This is a genomic window from Allobosea sp. 2RAB26 (assembly GCF_052115465.1).
Taxonomy (GTDB): Bacteria; Pseudomonadota; Alphaproteobacteria; order Rhizobiales; family Beijerinckiaceae; genus Allobosea.
Genome location: NZ_JBFRGS010000001.1, coordinates 109892 through 128393, shown reverse-complemented (window position 1 = coordinate 128393; position 18502 = coordinate 109892). Strand labels below are relative to the sequence as shown.

The window sequence follows — 18502 nt, the reverse complement described above, 5'->3', positions numbered from 1 at the left end:
CAAAAGGGGCCCGAGGCCCCGATGCACGCAACCTGACGATTGCGACGACCATGTGCAAGCGGGGGCTGCATCGCTCAGCCTTCCAAGGCCTTTGAGACCCGCCGCATCAACTCGCCGACCATCGCGCATTCATCGTCGCTGAGCACGAGCATCATCGCCTCGATGCGCTGGACATGGATCGCCATCGCCTTGCGCGTCAGCACCTCGCCTTCCGGCGTCAGCCAGAGCCGGCGCACGCGGCGGTCAGCCTCGTCGCCACGACGCTCGATCAGCTCGCGCCGCTCCAGCTCCGGCAGCAGCATGCTCATCGCGCTGCGGCCGACGAGCAGCTTCTCCGCCAGCGCCTGCTGGGTCAGGCCCGGCACATGGAAGACATTCGCAAGAACGTCATAATGCGCGAGCTGAATGCCGAGCGGCGCAAGCGCCTCGCTGAACACCTTCTTCCAGAGCGCGTGCACGCGCGCGACCGCGATCCAGTTATGGAAGCGCGGCAGTTCCCAGGGCAGCACCTGCCTGTCCTCAGGCTGAGCCATGTCGGAGTTCGCCGAAATCGGCTCTTGCTTTTTGTTCATGGTTGAACATATTTGTTCAGCATTGAACGAACTAGAGGTCGCACCATGGCCGGTTCAGCACTCCGTATCATTCGACCGCTCATCCGCCTCTCCAGCTTCGTTGCACCGAAGACGGCCGGGCATCTTGCCTTCAAGGCCTTTTGTACGCCGCCACGGCGGCAACAGGGAACCGCGAAACGAAAGGCGGCCACCAAAGCCGCATCCGAACGGCTGGCCGGCGCGACACGCCACGCCATTCCCTACCCCTGTGGCTCGGTCACCGCCTATCTCTTCGAGCCGAAGGGGCAGAAGCCGTCCGGTTCCCCTTCGCCGTCCGTGATCCTCCTGCATGGCTGGACCAGCGAGGCGGCCTTCATGACCGCCTTCGTGGCGCCGCTGACCGCGGCCGGCTTCCGTGTCGTCGCCTATGATCTGCCCGCCCATGGCGACTCGACGGGCAGCGAGCTCAATATTCCGCTCGGTGTCGCCAGCCTCGCTGCCGTCGCGCGCGCCTTCGCACCGGTCCACGCCATCGTGACTCATTCCTTCGGCGGCGCGATCGCCATGGCTGCGCTCGCCCGCACCGTACCGGGGCAGCCGGCCGTCACGGCGAACCGGCTGGCGCTGATCGCTGCCCCCTCCTCGATCACCGAGATCACCCGCCAGTTCGGCACGACGATCGGTCTCGGCCGGCGCGGCCAGGCGGCGCTGGAACGACGCATCCATGTCGTAGCTGGCAACCCGGTCGAGGCCTTCGAGGGCCGTGACCAGCTCGCAGCGTTCGCCAAGCCGACGCTGGTGATCCATTGCCGCGACGATCGGGAACTGGGTTTTCACCATGCCGAGGCCTTGGCCGCAGCCGGGCCCGGCGTCACGCTCGAGCCCGTGAAGGGGCTCGGCCACCGCCGCATCCTGCAGGCGAAGGCAGTGGTCGAAAGCGTCAGCCGGTTCGTGGCCGGTTAGGCTTCTGCGCTGCGGCCGCAACGGCTGCCGCAGCCGGTGCGCGAAAGCGCTACACCCAGCCCATCAGCTCGCGGCGCACGACGGCCTCGAGCACCCTGATCCCCTCGTCGGAATCGTTCAGGCACGGTAAATAGGCGAACTGCTTGCCGCCATTGTGCAGGAAGATCTCGCGGTTCTCGACATCGAGCTCTTCCAGGGTTTCCAGGCAGTCCGCCGAGAAGCCCGGCGCAACGATGGCGAGCGATTTCGTGCCTGCTTCGGCCAGCGCCTTCACGGTCTCGTCGGTATAGGGCTGCAGCCACTCATCCGGCCCGAAGCGTGACTGGAAGGTCAGGCGGAAGCGCTCTTCCGGTAGGCCGAGTTCGTCGCGCAGCAGCCGCCAGGTCTTGACGCACTGGCAGTAATAAGGATCGCCCTTGAGCAGATATTCCTTCGGCATGCCGTGGAACGAACAGAGGATCACGTCCGGGTCGAAATCGAGCTTGGCGAGCGAGGCGCGCATCGAGGTGGCGAGCGCCGCGATATAGACGGGATCGTCGTGATAGGGCGGCGCGACCCTGACCGCGGGCTGCCAGCGCATCTGCATCAGCGCCCTAAAAGCCTGATCGCAGGCGGTTGCCGAGGTCGGCGCCGCATATTGCGGATAGAGCGGCACCATCAGGATGCGGTCGCAACCCTGGTCCTGCAGCGCCTTCAACCGGCTTTTCACATCGGGAAAGCCGTAACGCATCGCCCAGTCGAAGACGATGCGCTCGCCGGCATAGGATTTCAGCCGCTCCGCGAGCTGCTCGGTCTGCGAGCGCGTGATCGTCTTCAGCGGCCCCTCATCGCGCTCCTTGTTCCAGATCGAGGCATAGTCCTTGCCCTTCCGGCCCGGCCGCGTCGTCAGGATGATGAGGTTGAGCAGCGGCCACCAGACCCAGCGCGAGGTCTCGATCACCCTGCGGTCGGACAGGAATTCCTTGAGATAGGCCCGCATCGGCCAGTAACCCGTGCCTTCCGGGGTACCGAGATTCATCAGCAGCACGCCGATGCGCGAGCCACGCAACGGCCGATGGTCGGAGGGCAGCTTCACGGGGAGTGGGCCGGCGGCGGGCTTGGTCTTGACTGTCATCGATCCCGGACTTTCGTTTCTTCGTGATTTAGACGAGTTAGAGCATTCGTCCAGCCGCGAAGGCCCGGGGTGCGACATCGGCACCCCTGCATAATCGGCTAACCGTTTCCGCTGGTCAGCGGCACGCGGTTTGCTAATCTGGATTTCTTCTCAACAGGGCCTTGCTCCATGACCAAGCTGACCCGTCGCCGCGCTCTCGGCGTCCTTGCCGCCCCGGCCGCGCTTGCCGCCACCGCGCCGGTTGCCAGGGCGCAAGCTCCGGCCCCTGCCTTCACGCTGCTGCTGCTCAACGACATCTACAAGATGAGCGACGACAAGGGCCGCGGCGGCTTCGCCCGCGCCTCGGGCATCGCCAAGGCCGAACGGGCTCGCGGCATACCCGTGCTCTTCTGCCACGCGGGCGACTGCTACTCCCCCTCCCTGATGTCGGGCTTCGACCAGGGCGCCCATATCGTCACGATGCAGAACAAGATGGGCATCGACGTCTTCGTGCCCGGCAACCACGAGTTCGACTTCGGCAAGGACAATTACCTCAAGCTCACCGCCGCCCAGACCTACCCGACCTTTGCCGCGAACCTGCGTGACGCCGCCGGCAACGCGCTGCCCGGCCACAAGGACTCGCAGATCTTCGAGCTTGGCGGCATCAAGGTCGGCGTCATCGGCACCACCTATGATCCGACGCCGCAGCTCTCCAATCCCGGCGACCTGAAATTCTCCTCGACCATGGAGGCCTTGCGGCGCGAGGCGCGGGCGTTGAAGTCGCAGGGCGCCGATATCCTCGTCGGTGTGGTCCATGCCGACCGCGCCACGGATTTGACGATCGTGCGCTCGCGCGTCGTCGACATCCTGCTCACCGGGCACGACCACGATCTCGCCATCGCCTATGACGGCAAGGTCGTGATGGTGGAATCGAACGAGGAGGGCAATTACGTCACCGCCATCGATATCGCTGCGAAGGTGACCGGCGAGGGCGCCAATCGCCGTGTCGAGTGGACGCCGACATTTCGCGTCAACGATTCCCGCGCTGCAACGCCCGATCCGGAGGTTGCCGCGATCGTCAAAGGCTACGAGAGCGAGCTGTCGAAGGAACTCGACATCGAAATCGCGACGCTCGCCGCCCCGCTCGATTCCCGCACCAGCATGATCCGCACGCAGGAAACCGCGATCGGCAACCTGATCGCCGATGCGATCCGCGCTGCAACGGGCGCCCAACTCGCCATCACCAATGCCGGCGGCATCCGAGCCAACAAGCAATACGCCGCTGGCCATAAGGTCACCCGGCGCGACGTGCTGAGCGAGCTGCCCTTCGGCAACGCCACCGTGATGGTCGAGATCACCGGCAAGGACGTGAAGGACGCGATCGAGAACGGGCTGAGGGACGCACCGCAAGGCGCGGGGCGTTTCCCTGTGGTCTCGGGTCTCAGCTTCGAGGCCGATCTCAAGCAGCCGCAGGGCTCGCGCGTCACAGCTGTCACCGTCGACGGCAAGCCGATCGAGCCCACCGGCAAGTACACGGTCGCCTCCAACAATTTCATGCTGGAAGGCGGCGATGGCTACACTGCGCTCGGCCGCGGCCGGACGTTGCTCGGCCTGACCGACGGCAAGCTCATGGCGAACGAGGTCATGGTCTATCTGCGCCGACTCGGCACCGTCGACGCAAAGGTCGAGGGACGGGCCGTCCTGAAGTGAGCGGTTATGCGGCGGCGCTGACGCGCTTTCTGGCAAGTCGGGCAAGCAAGGACTGGCGCGAACTCGCTGTCTTCCGTCCTGGAGGCGCTGCAGAGCGGGCGGCCGCGGCTGCCGATGCCGAGCGCGCGGCCGGGCATGTCGTGGCGCCCGCACCTGAACGGCTGCTCGCAGCCCTGGCGGAAACGCCATTCGAGACAGTGCGGGCATTCGTGCTCGGCCAGGACCCCTATCCGACACCCGGCCATGCCAATGGCCTTGCCTTCTCCTATGTCGGCCCGCCGCCTCTGCCGCGTTCGCTGGTCAATATCTACAGGGAGCGGACGGAGGATCTCGGACAGGCCGCACCGGTGAGCGGCGACCTGTCATCCTGGGCCTCGCAGGGTGTGCTGTTGCTCAACACGGCCCTGACGGTGCGCGAAGGCGCGAGCAAGGCGGGCTCGCATCTCTCGCTCGGCTGGGGGGCGGTGACGGACGCGATTATCACCGCTGTCTCTACCTCGCGCCCGCATGTCGTTTTCCTGCTCTGGGGTGCTCTGGCCCAGGCCAAGCGCGGCCTGATCGACGAGCGCCGGCACCACGTGATCGCCAGCGCGCATCCATCGCCACTTTCGGCACGGCGAGGCTTCTTCGGGTCAAAGCCGTTCAGCCGGGCGAATGAATGGCTGGTGGCGAAGGGCGAGGCGCCGATCGCCTGGTGACGGGCGCGACGCCGTTGGATCGCTTCAACCTCCCGAGCCGACCGGCATGGCTACGGGAAGCGGAGCACAGCCTATCCTGCACGCAGACACTGGAAGCACGGACCGTCGCGTCGGCGGACGGGGATCGTGGACCTGGCGCCATTCCTATCCCACCGGCCGCTCGTCGGCGATGACCTTCCCGTCATTGGGCAATGCCCCGAGCGGCAGGATCTCCACCGCTCCCTTGAGCTTTGTCACCTGCTGCAGGGTCGAGGACATCGCATCGACAAGTCCGGCAGGCTCGGCATAGATCTCGGCCTTGAGCGTCATCGTGTCGAGCTCGTCGGCGCGGCCGATGACCAGCCTGAGCTTGGCGATCTCCGCGTGCCGCCTGGCGATCTCGGCGACCTGCTCTGGCCGCACGAACATGCCCTTGATCTTGGCGGTCTGGTCGGCGCGCCCCATCCAGCCCTTGATGCGCGTATTGCTCCGGCCGCACGCGCTCGCGCCCGGCAGCACAGCCGTGAGATCCCCGACGGCCAGCCTGATCTGCGGGTGATGCGGATCGAGATTGGTGACGACGATCTCGCCAACCTCGCCTTCGGCCACAGGATCGCCCGTACCCGGCCGCACGATCTCGACGATCAGGTTCTCGTTCAGAAGCATGCCTTCGCGCGCCGACGTCTCATAGGCGATGACGCCGATATCGGCGGTGGCATAGAGCTGATAGGCATCGATGCCGCGCTCCTTGACCCAAGCCTGCAGCGAGGGCGGGAAGGCAGCCCCCGACACCACCGCGCGCTTGATGCAGGAGATATCGACGCCACGCGCCTCGGCGGCCTCGATCAGGATCTTCAGGAAATCCGGCGTGCCGGCATAGGCCTGCGGCCGATAGGCCGAGATCACCTCCATCTGCTGCTCGGTATTGCCCGGGCCGGCCGGTATCACGGCGCATCCAAGCGCACGTGCGGCCGAATCCATGATGAATCCGCCCGGCGTCAGGTGGTAGCTGAAGGTATTGATGACGATATCGCCGCGACGGAAACCGGCCGCAAAGAGCCCGCGCGCCGCACCCCAAGGATCAACTCCCGTGCCCTCGGGCTCGAAAATCGGGCCGGGCGAGGTGAACAACCGGCCAAAGGACCCAGGCGATGCCGGCACGAAACCGCCGAAGGGCGGGGTGCCCCTGTGCAGTGCCGGCAGGTCGGCCTTGCGGAGCACCGGCAGCCGCGACAGCGCATTGCGATCGGTGATCGCTGCCGTGTTGAGCCCCTTCAGCCGCTCGGCATAGGCAGGCGCGGATAAGGCAGCCTCGAGCACGGGCCTCAGCCTCGCGAAGAGATCGGCCTCGCGCGCGTCGGAAGTGCGGATTTCGAGATCGTCGAGATGATCGCTCATCGCTTTTGTCCTTGCGGAGCTTTGGCTCAGCGGATGATGCGCAGGATGCGCAGGAAATTGAGGAGGCCGACGAGAGCGCCGGCCACATAGGTAAAGGCGGCCGCCCTCAGCACGCCGCGCGCTGCCGGTAGGTCGCGCCCGTCGAGATAGCCGTCTCTGGACAGGATCGGCAGCGCCTTGCCGAAGCTCGCGTCGAACTCCAGCGGCAGCGTCACGAGATGCACGACAAGACCGACGCCGAGCATTGCGATGGCGATGCCGGCCTGCATCAGTCCGATCGCAGGAACATGGGTGACGGCCATCACCAGAGGCGCAGTGAGCAGGATCGCCATCGCGACCTTGTCGAAGATGCCGAGGAAGCGCGCGAGCGCCGTACGCCAGGCAAAGAGCGAGCTGCCTTGCGCGTGCTGGATGGCATGCCCGACCTCATGCGCCGCCACTGCGACGGCCGTGATCGAGCGCCCATCGTGATTGTCAGGCGAGAGCCTGACCGCACGCGCATCGGGATCATAGTGATCGCCCGCCGCGGAGGCCTCGACCGTGACGGCATCAAGCGAGAATCGATCAAGCAGGTGCCGGGCGAGTTCGCCTCCGGTTCCCGGCAGATCCGGCCGGGCGGCCGCATGCTTGCGCATCTGGCCGCGCACCCAGGCCTGCGGCCCGAAGATCAGCGCGATCAGCAGCACTGCGAGCACGAGATAGAGCATCCGACCGCTTCCGCCTTGTCCGGATCACGAAAGCCAGCGCTTGCGGCGCTTGTAGCTCTTGACGTCGCGGAACGATTTCTTGTCGCCCTCGGCCACGCCCAGATAAAATTCCTTCACGTCCTCGTTTTCGCGCAGCATCTGCGCCTCGCCATCCATGACGACGCGGCCCGTCTCCATGATGTAGCCATAGGTTGCGTAGCGCAGCGCCATGTTGGTGTTCTGCTCGGCGACGAGGAAGGAAACGCCGTCCTCCGCATTGAGACGACGGACGATCTCGAAGATCTCCTCGACGATCTGCGGCGCCAGCCCCATCGACGGTTCATCGAGCAGGATCATCTTGGGCTTCGACATCATGGCGCGGCCGACCGCGCACATCTGCTGCTCGCCACCCGAGGTATAGCCGGCCTGCGAATTGCGCCGCTGCTTCAGGCGCGGGAACAGCTCATAGATCTTCTCGAGGTCGCGCTTGATCGCGGCATTGCCGTCGCGCCGGGTGAAGGCGCCGGTCAGCAGGTTCTCCTCGATCGAGAGATGGCCGAAGCAATGGCGGCCTTCCATGACCTGGATGCAGCCGCGCCGGACGAGTTCGTTCGGCGACATCCGATCGACCCGCTCGCCATCGAACACGATCGAGCCCTTGGTGACCTCGCCGCGCTCGGCCTTGAGCAGGTTCGAGATCGCCTTCAGCGTCGTCGTCTTGCCCGCGCCATTGGCGCCGAGGATTGCGACAATGCCCTTGCGCGGCACCTGCAGGGAGACGCCCTTGAGCACCAGGATGACGTGATCATAGATCACCTCGATATTGTTCAGCGACAGGATGGTGTCCGTCGCAGCGGCGGGGGCGGGCTTCTCGAGGGTGGCGGTCGACATTGCGTGCTCCTTCCCTCTCCTTGTGGGGAGAAGGTGATCCGGCACAGCCGGATCGGATGAGTGAAGGACGGACGAGGTCAGGCGCTGCCGCCCTCGTCCGTCTGCTTCGCAGGTGCCTCCTCCCCCAGAGGGGAGAAGGCTGCGCTCACATCAGGACGACTTCTCGCAGGACTCGGTCCGCTTCGGCCAGCCGGCGTTCTTCTCGGCATAGTCCTTGGCGGCGGCCTCGATCAGCGGACGCACCTCGTCCTTCAGCGGCTCGATCCAGTCCGAACCCTTGGTCCACTTGGTGCCGTCCCATTCGGCGACATACATCTTGCTATGGCCGGAATGGTCGCTGCAGGAGATCGTCGACGGGGTGCCGAAACCCTCCATGCCGATTTCCTTCAGGCGGGCCTCGGTGATGTTGAGGCCCTCGAGACCACGGCGCATGTCCTCGGCATTGACCACCTTCTTGCCGGTGAGCTTCTGCGCGTTGCGGATCGCCTCGACCACGAGCATCGAGTTGTAGACGCCGCGGTTATAGAGGTTCTCGCCGACCTTCTCCTTCGGCGCCAGGCTCTTACCCTTCTCCACGACATGTTTGATGATGTCCTGGATGACCGGGAAATTGGTGCCCGCCGCATTGAAGTTGAGCGACTTGTAGCCCTTTGCCTCGGCCCCGCCGGCCCGCGCATCATCGTCGCCGCCGGCCCACCAGACGCCGACCAGCTTGTTGATCGGGAAGCCGTTCTTGATGGCCTCCTTCACGGCCGTCGGGTTCATCGCGCCCCAGCCCTGGTTGTAGAGGTAGTCCGGGCGGTCACGCCGGATCGAGAGCCAGAGCGAGCCCTGGTTCTGCATGTCGGCTGCAGCGACCGGATACAGCTTGAGCTCGAAGCCGTATTTCTTGGCGAGGTTCTCAAGAACCGGGATCGGCTCCTTGCCGAAGGGCGCATCCAGATGGATCAGGCCGAGCTTCTTGCCCTTGAGCTTGTCCATGCCGCCGAACTCATTGGCCATGTGCTTGACCATGACCGAGGCGCCATCCCAATAGGTGAAGGGCGGGATGAAAACCCAGGGGAAGGTCGAGCCTTCGGCCGAAGCAGACAGGCCATAGGCCATCGACAGGATCGGGATCTTGTCGATATGGGCACGCGGGATCGCAGCCAGCGTCGCGCCGGTCGACCACGGGCTGTAGACGATCGTGTTCTTCGACTTCGCCTGCTCGTAGCACTCGATCGACTTCTTGGTGTCGTAGCCGGTCTCGCATTCCTCATAGATGACCTTGACGCCGTTCACGCCGCCGTCGCGCTCGTTGATCATCGCGATATAGTCGCGCATGCCGTCGCCGATCGGGATGCCGGAGCCCGAGAACGGTCCGGTGCGATAGGCATTGTTGGCGAAATAGACGCTGTCCTGCGCCGCCACCGGAGCGATCACCGCTCCCGCCGCGAGCAGCGCGCCGAGCGCCGCGCCCTTCATCAAACCAGTCTTCTTCATCTGTTCCCTCCGTGGTTGCATCGGGCGACCTTTTCACGGCCTGCCCGTTGTCTCCTGCCCTCCGCTTGACGATGGCGGCGGGTCGTATTCTTGGGCCCTCCCGGCCGAGGCACGCGCCTCAATAGGGGAAGGGCCACGTCCGCAACTTCTGCTTCGTGATCTGCCAGAGCCGCGCCAGGCCGTGCGGCTCGACGATCAGGAAGATGATGATCAGGGCGCCGACCAGCATGAAGGTGACATGCTCGGCAGCCGCGCCCGAGAGCGGCACGCCGAGCGCCGGCAGGCCGAATTTCAGGATGGTCGGCAGGCTCGCGATGAAAGCCGCGCCGAAGAAGGAGCCGATCAGCGAGCCCAGGCCCCCGATGATCACCATGAACAGGATGTTGAACGACAGGCGGATGTTGAAGACGTCCGCGGCTTCGCCGCCGCCATACCAGAGGAAGATCATCATCGCGCCGGCGACGCCGGCATAGAAGGACGACACTGCGAAGGCGAGCAGCTTGGCGTTCAGCAGCTTGATACCCATCAGTTCGGCCGCGATATCCATGTCGCGCACCGCCATCCAGGAGCGGCCGAGCCTGCCGTGCACCAGGTTCGAGGCGAACCAGGTCAGGACGACGACAAGACCGAGGCAGACGAAGTAGCGCGTTTCCGCCGAGGCCGAGGCACCCGTGACCGGGACGCCGAACAGGCTGCGCAGCGGCACCTCGATGGCCCCAGACGCATTGTAGTTGAACAGCCACGGCACGCGCACGAAGGCCCATTGCAGGAAGAACTGCGCGGCAAGCGTCGCGACCGCGAGATAGAAGCCCTTGATGCGCAGTGAGGGCAGCCCGAACAGCACGCCGATCGCGGCCGAAAACAGGCCGGAGACCAAGATCAGGACGATGATGTTCACGCCTGGAAAGAGGGTCGTCAGCTTGTAGCAGGCATAGGCGCCCACACCCATGAAGGCAGCCGTACCGAGCGAGATCAGCCCGGTATAGCCCGTGAGGATGTTGAGCCCGATCGCAGCCAGTGAGAAGACCAGGAACGGAATCATCACCGTCGCGATGAAGAAGTCGTTGCCGATCAACGGGATGCCGATGAGGGCGATGGCGAGGATGACCGCAATGCCGATCCGGTCCTGACGGAGCGGGAACACGGCCATGTCGGCGGCATAGGTGCTCTTGTATTGGCCGGCTTCGCGATAGAACACGGTTTCAGCCCTTCAAATTCGTTCGATGATCTTGTCGCCGAACAGGCCCTGCGGCCGGAACAGCAGGAAGCCGAGCGCGATGAAATAGGCGAGCCAGCTCTCGATGCCGCCGCCGATCAGCGGCCCCCAGTAGAACTCGCCGAGCTTCTCGCCGATGCCGATGATCAGCCCGCCGACAATGGCGCCCGGGATCGAGGTGAAGCCGCCGAGGATCAGCACCGGCAGCGCTTTCAGCGCCACGATCTCCAGCGCGAAGGACACGTCCGAACGCGCACCCCACATGATGCCGGTGATCAGTGCGACAATGCCGGCGGTGAACCAGACGATGACCCAGATCTGGTTCAGCGAGATGCCGACCGAGAGCGCCGCCTTGTGGCTGTCGGCGACCGCGCGCAGCGCCCGGCCGATGCGCGTGTATTGGAAGAACACGGCCAGCGCAGCGATCATGATCGAGGCGATGATCGCGGCCGCGATATCGATCTTCTGGAAGGAGACGAAGCCGCCGAGGATCTTCGCGTCGATCGCCCCCTTCGGCAGGTAGAGTTCGCTCGTGATCATCTGCTTCGGGTTGCCGCCGAAGACGGCCTCGCCGAACCCGATCAGGAAATAGGTGATGCCGAAAGTCGCCATGAACAGGATGATGTCGGGCTGGTTGACCAGCGGACGCAGCACCACCCGCTCGATGGTGAAGGCGAGCAGGAACATCACGCCGAGCGTCAGGATGACGGCCAGGAACGCCGGTACGCCCTTCTCATGCAGGCCGACCAGCGTTAGCGCCGCAAAGACGACCATGATGCCCTGGGCGAAGTTGAAGACGCCCGATGCCTTGAAGATCAGCACGAAGCCGAGCGCGATCAGCGCATAGAGCACGCCCGAAACGAGCCCTTCCCAGATCGTCTGAACCAGCAGGTCCGGAGCCGAAACCATTTGCTGGAACGGGTCGATCAACACCTTGTGCAGCGTGCCGGAGGAATCGAGCTGTGCACCGACGATCGCGGCAAGGATGATGCCCACAAGAATGAGGCCGGTCTTGATCCAGCCATTGCTGAGCAGGTTGGGCGCAGGCCGCGCAGCGACTTCGCTCATGGCTGGATGTCCTTGGTTGGCGATCGCGTCATGGCCGTCTCCAGATCCGGGCAAGGCCGACAGGCCCCGCGCACAGGACGGCGACGCTCGGGGTCGCAAGTGGAAGCTTCGATGATCCCGACATCAGCTGGCATCCCCTTCGAACTCCGCGTCTCGGATCCGTGCAGCATTGATGCCTCCCTCAATGCGCCACGCCGAGATAGGCATCGATTACCTTCTGATCCTGTTTGACCTCGTCGGGAGTGCCGTCGGCGATCTTGCGGCCGTATTCGAGCACGACGACACGGTCGGACAGGTCCATGACCACGCCCATGTCGTGCTCGATCAGCGCGATCGTCGTGCCGAACTGGTTGTTCACGTCGAGGATGAAGCGGCACATGTCCTCCTTCTCCTCGAGGTTCATGCCGGCCATCGGCTCGTCGAGCAGCAGGAGTTCCGGCTCCATCGCCAGCGCGCGGCCCAGCTCGACACGCTTCTGCAGCCCGTAGGGCAGCTTGCCGACCGGCAGCTTGCGGATGTGCTCGATCTGCAGGAAGTCGATGATGTCCTCGACCACCTTGCGGTGCTCGATCTCCTCGGCCATCGCCGGCCCCTGTCGCAAGGCCTGCCAGAAGAAGCCGCGCCGCATCTTCAGCGTGCGCCCGGTCATGATGTTGTCGAGCGTCGACATGCCCTTGAACAGCGCGACGTTCTGGAAGGTCCGCGCGATGCCGGCCGCAGCCGCCTGATGCGGCTTCATCCTGGTGCGGCGCACGCCCTTGTAGGTGATCTGGCCTTCCTGCGGATGATAGAAACCATTGATGCAATTCAGCATCGAGGTCTTGCCGGCCCCGTTGGGGCCGATGATGGCGCGCACCTCGCCCTTGCGGATGTCGAAGGAGACGCCGGAGATCGCCTTCACGCCGCCGAAGCGCAGCGAGACATTCTCGACCGAGAGCAGGATCTCGCCCTTCTTGGCGGGGATCGGCGTGCCGGTGACGTTCATGGGTTCCGCATTCATGCTGCCCTCGCCGCGCCAGGTCGCTCGGGCGCCGTTGCCGGGTAGGTCTTGGCGTCACGCACCTTGACCCTTGCGGAAATCACGCCCTTGCGGCCATCCTCGAAGGTGACTTCGGTAGAGATGTCGGCCTCACTCGAGCCGTCATAGAGCGCGTTCACCAGGGGCGCGTAGCGTTCGGCGATGAAGCCGCGCCGGACCTTCTGGGTCCGCGTCAGCTCGCCATCGTCGGCGTCGAGTTCCTTGTGCAGGATCAGGAAGCGCTTGACCTGGGCTCCGCCCATCGCCGGCTCGGACGCCAGCGACTTGTTCACCTCGTCGATATGTTTGGCGATCATGCCGTAGACGAGATCGTGGCCGGCCAGTTCCTGATAGGAGGCATAGACGACATTGTTGCGCTCGGCCCAGTTGCCGACGGCCGTCAGGTCGATATTGAGCGCAACCGTCGCGTAGTCGCGGCCTTGGCCGAAAGCGACCGCCTCCTTGATGTTCGGATAGAACTTGAGCTTGTTCTCGATGTATTTCGGCGGGAACAGCTCGCCGGAATTGAGTTTCCCGACATCCTTGGCCCGGTCGATGATTTTGAGATGGCCGGTCTCGTCGAAGAAACCGGCATCGCCGGAACGGACATAACCATCCGCGGTCATCGTCTCTGCCGTCTTCTCCGGATCCTTGTAATAGCCGCCGAAGATGGAGGGCGACCGGTAGAGGACCTCGCCATTCTCATCGAGTTTGATCTCGACCAGCGGCGCCGGGCGGCCGACGGTGTCGGCCCGAATTTCGCCATTGGGCTGCATGGTGATGTAGACCCCGGCCTCGGTCTGGCCGTAGAGCTGCTTCAGGTTGACGCCGATCGACCGGTAGAAGCGGAAGATCTCGGGGCCGATCGCCTCGCCGGCGGTGTAGCCGACCTTGATGCTGGTCAGGCCGAAACGATTGCGCAGCGGAGCGTAGATCAACGCGTCGCCGAGCTTGTAGAGCAGCCGCGCTCCGAGCGGGACCGGTTCGCCGTTCAGGATCTTCTCACCATGCTTCTTCGCCACGCCGAGGAAGAAATGGAACATCTTGCGCATCAACGGCCCGGCATCCTCCATGCGCACCATGGTGATGGTCAGCATGTTCTCGAAGACCCGCGGCGGCGCGAAAGCGTAGGTCGTGCCGACCTCGCGGCGATCATCGATCACCGTCTCCGGCCCTTCCGGGCAGTTGACGCAGAAGCCGGCGACGATCGCCTGCGCATAGGAGAAGACGTGGTCGCCGACCCAGGCGATCGGCAGATAGGCGATGACCTCGTCTTCCTCGTTCAGCCCGTCGAACTGGCAGCCGATCTCGGCCGCCGTGATGACATTGTAATGGCTGAGCATCACGCCCTTGGGGCGGCCGGTGGTACCCGAGGTGTAGAGGATGACAGCGAGGTCCGAGCCGGTCCCGGCCTCCATCTCGCGGTCGAGCCCGGCCGACGCTGCTGAATTCGCCTTCAGGGCCTTGGCCCCGGCCTCGATCACGCGACCAATGTCGTGCAGCTTGGCATGGTCGTAATCACGCAGGCCACGCGACTCGTCGTAGAGCATGTTCCTCAGGCGCGGCAGGCGGTCGGCGATCGAGAGCACCTTGTCGACCTGCTCCTGGTCCTGGACGCAGGCAAAGACCGCCTCGGCATGGTCGAGCACATAGGCCATCTCGTCAGCGACGGAATCGGCATAGACCGGCACCGGAATGGCGCCGAGCCACTGCGCCGCGCACATCGACCAGTAGAGGCGTGGCCGGTTGTAGCCGATGATCGCGACCTTCTCGCCGCGCTTGAGACCGAGTTCCTGCAATCCCTTGGCATAGGCACGAACCTGCTCGGCCATCTCGGCCCAGTTCCAGGATTGCCAGATGCCGAGATCCTTGTGCCGGTATGCCGTGCGGCTGCCGCGCTCGCGCGCATTGCGCATCAGCAATTTCGGAAAGGTATCCGCCTGGCCGGCGGTTGCGCTTGGCACGGTTGCGTTCTCCCTGTCCGGCCGCCGTACATTGCAGCAGCCTTCTTTCCGGGCCGGTTCCGACCTCTTTGTTCATGCAAGCCTTGCAGGCCCGACACATCTTCGCAAGGAGGCACTTGACAGACAACTTGTTATTTGGTCGCTATTGTCCCGCCGAAGTGTGCGAGAGCGTGAATCCTTGCCGTTCTGGAGACTTCGGCAAGCCTGAATTCGGGACCTGCCAGATCCAGCCGGCCACTCCTATCCCTAGGAGTTGCGCGAATTGACTGAGCTGTCTTCTTCGATGTTCTGAAAAACGACACCGCAAGGCAGCCACCAACCAGGCGCCGCTCCATGGATCCTTACGTCATCGGCTGCATAGCCTTTTTGTGCGTGTTCGGCGCGGCCTTGATCGGGATGTTTTTGCGCGCACGCCTGCCGGAACATCACCTGAGTCCGGAGTCCCGGGACGCCATCAAGCTTGCGACGGCAGTCGTTGGAACGCTCTCGGCGCTCGCGCTTGGCCTCTTGATCGCCTCAGCGAAACGATCATTCGACGAGGCCGGGACGGGCTTGAGAACAACGGCGGCGCGCGTACTCCTGCTCGACCGCGTCATGGCGCAGTACGGCCAGGAGACGAGGGAAACGCGGGAAACGCTCCACAAGCTTCTCGAGATCAGGTTGAGCGATGCCGGCAGCGAACGGTCGCTCGACGACGGTCTGGATATCGAAACGGTCCAGGGGGCGCTGCGAAACCTGTCGCCGCAAACCGACTCCCAGCGCTGGCTCCAGGCGCGCGCCCTTCAACTCAGCGGACAGATTGCGGAGGCGCGATGGATGCGCGCCGAAACGGAAGTGGGAGGATTTCCCGGCGCATTCCTGGCCATCCTCGTGTTCTGGCTCGCCTTGCTCTTCGCCTCGTTCGGTCTGTTGGCCCCGGGCAATGGAACGGTTATGGCGACTTTGTTCGTCTGCGCCTTGTCGGTGACCGGAGCGCTGGTGCTGATCATCGACATGGACCATCCCTATCTCGGCTTCATCCGGATCTCGGACGCTCCCTTGAAACAGGCATTCGAACGCCTCGGCCGAGAGTGATCAGGCACACTGGAGTGTCTGCGTTCCCTAGCCGTCGTAACGCGCGAGCCGATCCAGATCGAGGACAGTCACCGCTCCGTGGCCGACCTCGAGCAGACCTAGGTCTGCAAGCTTAGCAAGCCCCTGATTGGCCATCTGCCGCGACATGCCGGCGAGCAGGCCGAGCTCTTCCTGCGAAATCGCGAGTGTCAGGCTCTGGCCGGGATACAGGATCGGGTTGAACAGCCAGGCAAGATTGCGGGCGAGACGGGCGGTCGAGTCCAGCATCCGCTCGGTCTCCGCCAGTGCGATGAACTGGCCGAGCCGCTCATTGAACTGATGGACGAGGAAGCGATTGAACGCCGCGCTGTGTTCGAACAGCCAGAGGAAGGTCGAGCGCCGCATCAGCGCGAGCTGGGTGTCGCGTAGCGCCACCAGATCATAGCGGCGCAGCTCAGCCTTGATCACCGTGCCCTCTCCGAACCAGGCCCCCGCACGCAGGCCGGCCAGTGTCGCGGATTTACCTTCCTTCGAGGTGGTGCTCATCTTCACCAGCCCCTCGGCGACACCGGTCCAGGACTCGAGCCGGTCGCCGACATGACAGATGTAGTTGCCCTTCCCGTAGGATTTCAGGCTGATTCCGCGTCGCGCTTCCTCAAATTCTTCCGGCTTCAGGTCGCGCGACCAGGCAGCGATGCGGCGCAGGTCTTCGGGAGAGATCAAGGCATGTTCACCGCGCGTTAGAACGGGCACGAGCCCGCAATGCCGACTCAGTATGCGGCGTCATGGACGGCCAACTCAAGCCCGGCGCACCAAGCGGGGTTTGGCACGGGCTCTTCGGGTCATTCGGCCCGGATCTCTGCGGGCTGGTGCCGGCGGGTCGCCGCCCAGAACAGCAGCGCCAACAGGCTGATCGAGGCTCCCAGCACGCAGACGCCAGTCCAGCCTGCGCGGGCATGGACCATGGTTGAGGCGATCGAGCCTAGCGCGCTGCCAATCGAATAGAACACCATATAGCCGCCGACGAGCCGGCTTCGGGCATCGGGCCGCACCGCGAAGATCATGGTCTGGTTGGTGATATGCACGGCCTGGATCGCGAGATCGAGCAGGACAACGCCGATAATCAGGTTCCAGAGCGATGCGCTCATCGAGGCGATCGGGACCCAGGACAGCACCAGCAGGCCCAGCGAAAGACCGGTGACGCGCTGACCGAATCCTCGGTCCGCGAGCGATCCGGCACGGGCGGCAGCAAGTGCCCCCGCCAGCCCGACGAGACCGAACATCCCGATCTCGGTATGGGACAGGGAGAAAGGTGCGGCGCTGAGCGGCAGGACCAGCGACGTCCAGAACACGCTGAAACTGGCAAAGATCAACAAGGCGAGCACGGCGCGTACTCGCAGGATCGGCTCCCCAACGAACAGGCCCACCACAGACGCGAGTAACTCCGGATAGGAGATCCTCGCCGCGGCGCGCTCATGCTTCGGCAGCACCCGGAACAGCAGGAAGGCCATCAGCACGGAGAGCACCGCCGACGCCAGATAGACCAGGCGCCAGCCCCCGATATCGGCGAGCACTCCCGAAGCGAACCGCGCCAGGAGAATGCCGATCACGATCCCGCTCGTGATCCTGCCCACGGTCCGCCCGCGCTCCTCGTCTGCCGCCATGCTGGCCGCAAAGGCAACGAGCACCTGCACGACGACTGCGAGCAGGCCAACTGCCACCATCCCCGCCAGCAGGACGGCTGCGCTCGGCGCCAAGCCGACGACAAGCAGTGCCAGGCCTGAGAGCAGCGCTTGCGTGCCGATCAACCGCCGACGATCGAGCAGATCGCCAAGCGGCACGATGAAGACCAGCCCGAGCGCGTAGCCGACTTGCGTCACCGTCACCACGCCGCCGATCGCGGCCGGACTGATCGCGAGATCGCGCGCCATCACATCGAGCAGCGGCTGGGCATAATAAATGTTTGCCACGCTGAGGCCGCAGGCGACGGCGAAGAGCAGCGTTACCGCGTGGGAGAGGCCCTGGCGCGCGCTGGCTCCGTCTTCCTGTCCCGGGGCATTGCGGCCGCTGGGAGGCTCGACCCGGGATATGGCGGGGGTGGCTGAGTTCAGAGGCTTCATTAGGTTATCCCATGCAACATGGTTCTATAATGGAACCATGTTGCATGTAGCTGAATCCAGTCCTATTTTGGAACCGGACATCACGGGGAAGTGAGACGGAAACCGATGGTCAAACGCACCAGCCTCAGGGATGCGGATTGCCCCGTCGCCCGCGCCCTGGACGCGATCGGCGACTGGTGGTCTCTCCTGATCATTCGCGATGCGTTCAGCGACGTGCGGCGCTTCGGTGAATTCCAGAAGAGCCTCGGCGTCGCCAAGGGCATCCTCGCCGCACGGCTGCGCAATCTTGTCGAACTCGGCATTCTTGAGATCGCGCCCGCTTCGGATGGCAGCGCCTATCAGGAATATGTGCTGACGCAGAAGGGCCGCGGCCTGTTCGTCGTCGTTGCTGGATTGCGGCAATGGGGGGAGGACCAGTGCTACGAGCCGGGCGAGCCCCATTCCGCACTCATCGACAACGAAACCGGACTGCCTGTCGGGCGCCTCGAACTGCATTCCGCCGACGGGCGGGTCCTTGGCCCGCTCAACACGACCGTGCGCTTGGCCGCACCACCGTCCACACGGCCCCATGGCGGGGCCTAAACCTGCAGTCGACCGGCCGCATTTGCCTAC

Annotated in this window: 17 protein-coding genes; 5 read left to right on the top strand and 12 right to left on the bottom strand. The window is 64.5% G+C overall.

What is annotated here, in order from left to right:
- Positions 1–74: 74 nt before the first annotated feature.
- Positions 75–533, bottom strand: coding sequence for a MarR family winged helix-turn-helix transcriptional regulator (locus AB4118_RS00595; protein WP_441487898.1), 459 nt, complete (start codon positions 531–533; stop codon positions 75–77).
- Between the two features lie 84 nt (positions 534–617).
- On the opposite strand from AB4118_RS00595, the gene AB4118_RS00590 reads away from it, so the two are divergent.
- Complete coding sequence (locus AB4118_RS00590) at positions 618–1514, top strand: alpha/beta fold hydrolase (protein WP_441487897.1); 897 nt, start codon at positions 618–620, stop codon at positions 1512–1514.
- Positions 1515–1563: 49 nt separating this feature from the next.
- On the opposite strand, the gene hemH is transcribed toward AB4118_RS00590, so the two are convergent.
- Positions 1564–2628 carry a ferrochelatase gene (hemH, locus tag AB4118_RS00585; protein ID WP_441487896.1) on the bottom strand — a complete coding sequence of 355 codons (1065 nt, stop codon included), beginning with the start codon at positions 2626–2628 and terminating at the stop codon, positions 1564–1566.
- Positions 2629–2796: 168 nt separating this feature from the next.
- Here hemH and AB4118_RS00580 point away from each other — a divergent pair, with 168 nt between their 5' ends.
- Both AB4118_RS00580 and ung read left to right on the top strand, forming a co-directional pair.
- A complete protein-coding gene (locus AB4118_RS00580) occupies positions 2797–4317 on the top strand; it encodes a bifunctional metallophosphatase/5'-nucleotidase (RefSeq protein WP_441487895.1) in 1521 nt (506 codons plus the stop codon).
- Entirely contained in the window at positions 4314–5015 is a 702-nt protein-coding gene (ung, locus tag AB4118_RS00575) for a uracil-DNA glycosylase (RefSeq protein ID WP_441487894.1), read from the top strand. Before AB4118_RS00580 ends, ung begins: the two co-directional genes overlap by 4 nt.
- 144 nt (positions 5016–5159) lie before the next feature.
- On the opposite strand, the gene AB4118_RS00570 is transcribed toward ung, so the two are convergent.
- The 8 genes from AB4118_RS00570 to AB4118_RS00535 all read right to left on the bottom strand — a co-directional run bounded on the left by AB4118_RS00570 (position 5160) and on the right by AB4118_RS00535 (position 14669).
- Positions 5160–6392, bottom strand: a complete 1233-nt coding sequence (locus tag AB4118_RS00570) for a phenylacetate--CoA ligase family protein (RefSeq protein ID WP_441487893.1) — start codon at positions 6390–6392, stop codon at positions 5160–5162.
- 26 nt (positions 6393–6418) lie between these two features.
- On the bottom strand, positions 6419–7099 hold the full coding sequence (locus tag AB4118_RS00565) for a zinc metallopeptidase (RefSeq protein ID WP_441487892.1): 681 nt from the start codon (positions 7097–7099) through the stop codon (positions 6419–6421).
- Between the two features lie 24 nt (positions 7100–7123).
- Positions 7124–7969: an ABC transporter ATP-binding protein gene (locus AB4118_RS00560; protein ID WP_069879081.1), complete on the bottom strand. Its 846-nt coding sequence runs from the start codon at positions 7967–7969 to the stop codon at positions 7124–7126.
- 150 nt (positions 7970–8119) lie between these two features.
- Positions 8120–9451, bottom strand: coding sequence for an ABC transporter substrate-binding protein (locus AB4118_RS00555; RefSeq protein ID WP_441487891.1), 1332 nt, complete (start codon positions 9449–9451; stop codon positions 8120–8122).
- 118 nt (positions 9452–9569) lie between these two features.
- Entirely contained in the window at positions 9570–10649 is a 1080-nt protein-coding gene (locus AB4118_RS00550; protein ID WP_441487890.1) for a branched-chain amino acid ABC transporter permease, read from the bottom strand.
- A 12-nt stretch (positions 10650–10661) separates the two neighbouring features.
- Positions 10662–11576, bottom strand: a complete 915-nt coding sequence (locus tag AB4118_RS00545) for a branched-chain amino acid ABC transporter permease (RefSeq protein WP_441488332.1) — start codon at positions 11574–11576, stop codon at positions 10662–10664.
- 340 nt (positions 11577–11916) lie between these two features.
- Entirely contained in the window at positions 11917–12735 is an 819-nt protein-coding gene (locus AB4118_RS00540) for an ABC transporter ATP-binding protein (RefSeq protein ID WP_441487889.1), read from the bottom strand.
- On the bottom strand, positions 12732–14669 hold the full coding sequence (locus tag AB4118_RS00535) for an AMP-dependent synthetase/ligase (protein ID WP_441488331.1): 1938 nt from the start codon (positions 14667–14669) through the stop codon (positions 12732–12734). Before AB4118_RS00535 ends, AB4118_RS00540 begins: the two co-directional genes overlap by 4 nt.
- Positions 14670–15050: 381 nt before the next feature.
- On the opposite strand from AB4118_RS00535, the gene AB4118_RS00530 reads away from it, so the two are divergent.
- Positions 15051–15791: a bestrophin-like domain gene (locus AB4118_RS00530; protein ID WP_441487888.1), complete on the top strand. Its 741-nt coding sequence runs from the start codon at positions 15051–15053 to the stop codon at positions 15789–15791.
- Between the two features lie 27 nt (positions 15792–15818).
- Here the strand turns inward: AB4118_RS00530 and AB4118_RS00525 are convergent, their stop codons facing one another.
- Together AB4118_RS00525 and AB4118_RS00520 are read right to left on the bottom strand one after the other, a co-directional pair.
- Complete coding sequence (locus AB4118_RS00525) at positions 15819–16493, bottom strand: Crp/Fnr family transcriptional regulator (RefSeq protein ID WP_441487887.1); 675 nt, start codon at positions 16491–16493, stop codon at positions 15819–15821.
- A gap of 119 nt (positions 16494–16612) precedes the next feature.
- The gene (locus AB4118_RS00520; RefSeq protein WP_441487886.1) at positions 16613–17890 is read right to left on the bottom strand and encodes an MFS transporter; all 1278 of its coding nucleotides are present in this window, start codon (positions 17888–17890) and stop codon (positions 16613–16615) included.
- A gap of 105 nt (positions 17891–17995) precedes the next feature.
- Between AB4118_RS00520 and AB4118_RS00515 the strand changes: the two genes are divergently transcribed.
- On the top strand, positions 17996–18472 hold the full coding sequence (locus AB4118_RS00515; RefSeq protein ID WP_441487885.1) for a winged helix-turn-helix transcriptional regulator: 477 nt from the start codon (positions 17996–17998) through the stop codon (positions 18470–18472).
- Positions 18473–18502 lie beyond the last annotated feature (30 nt).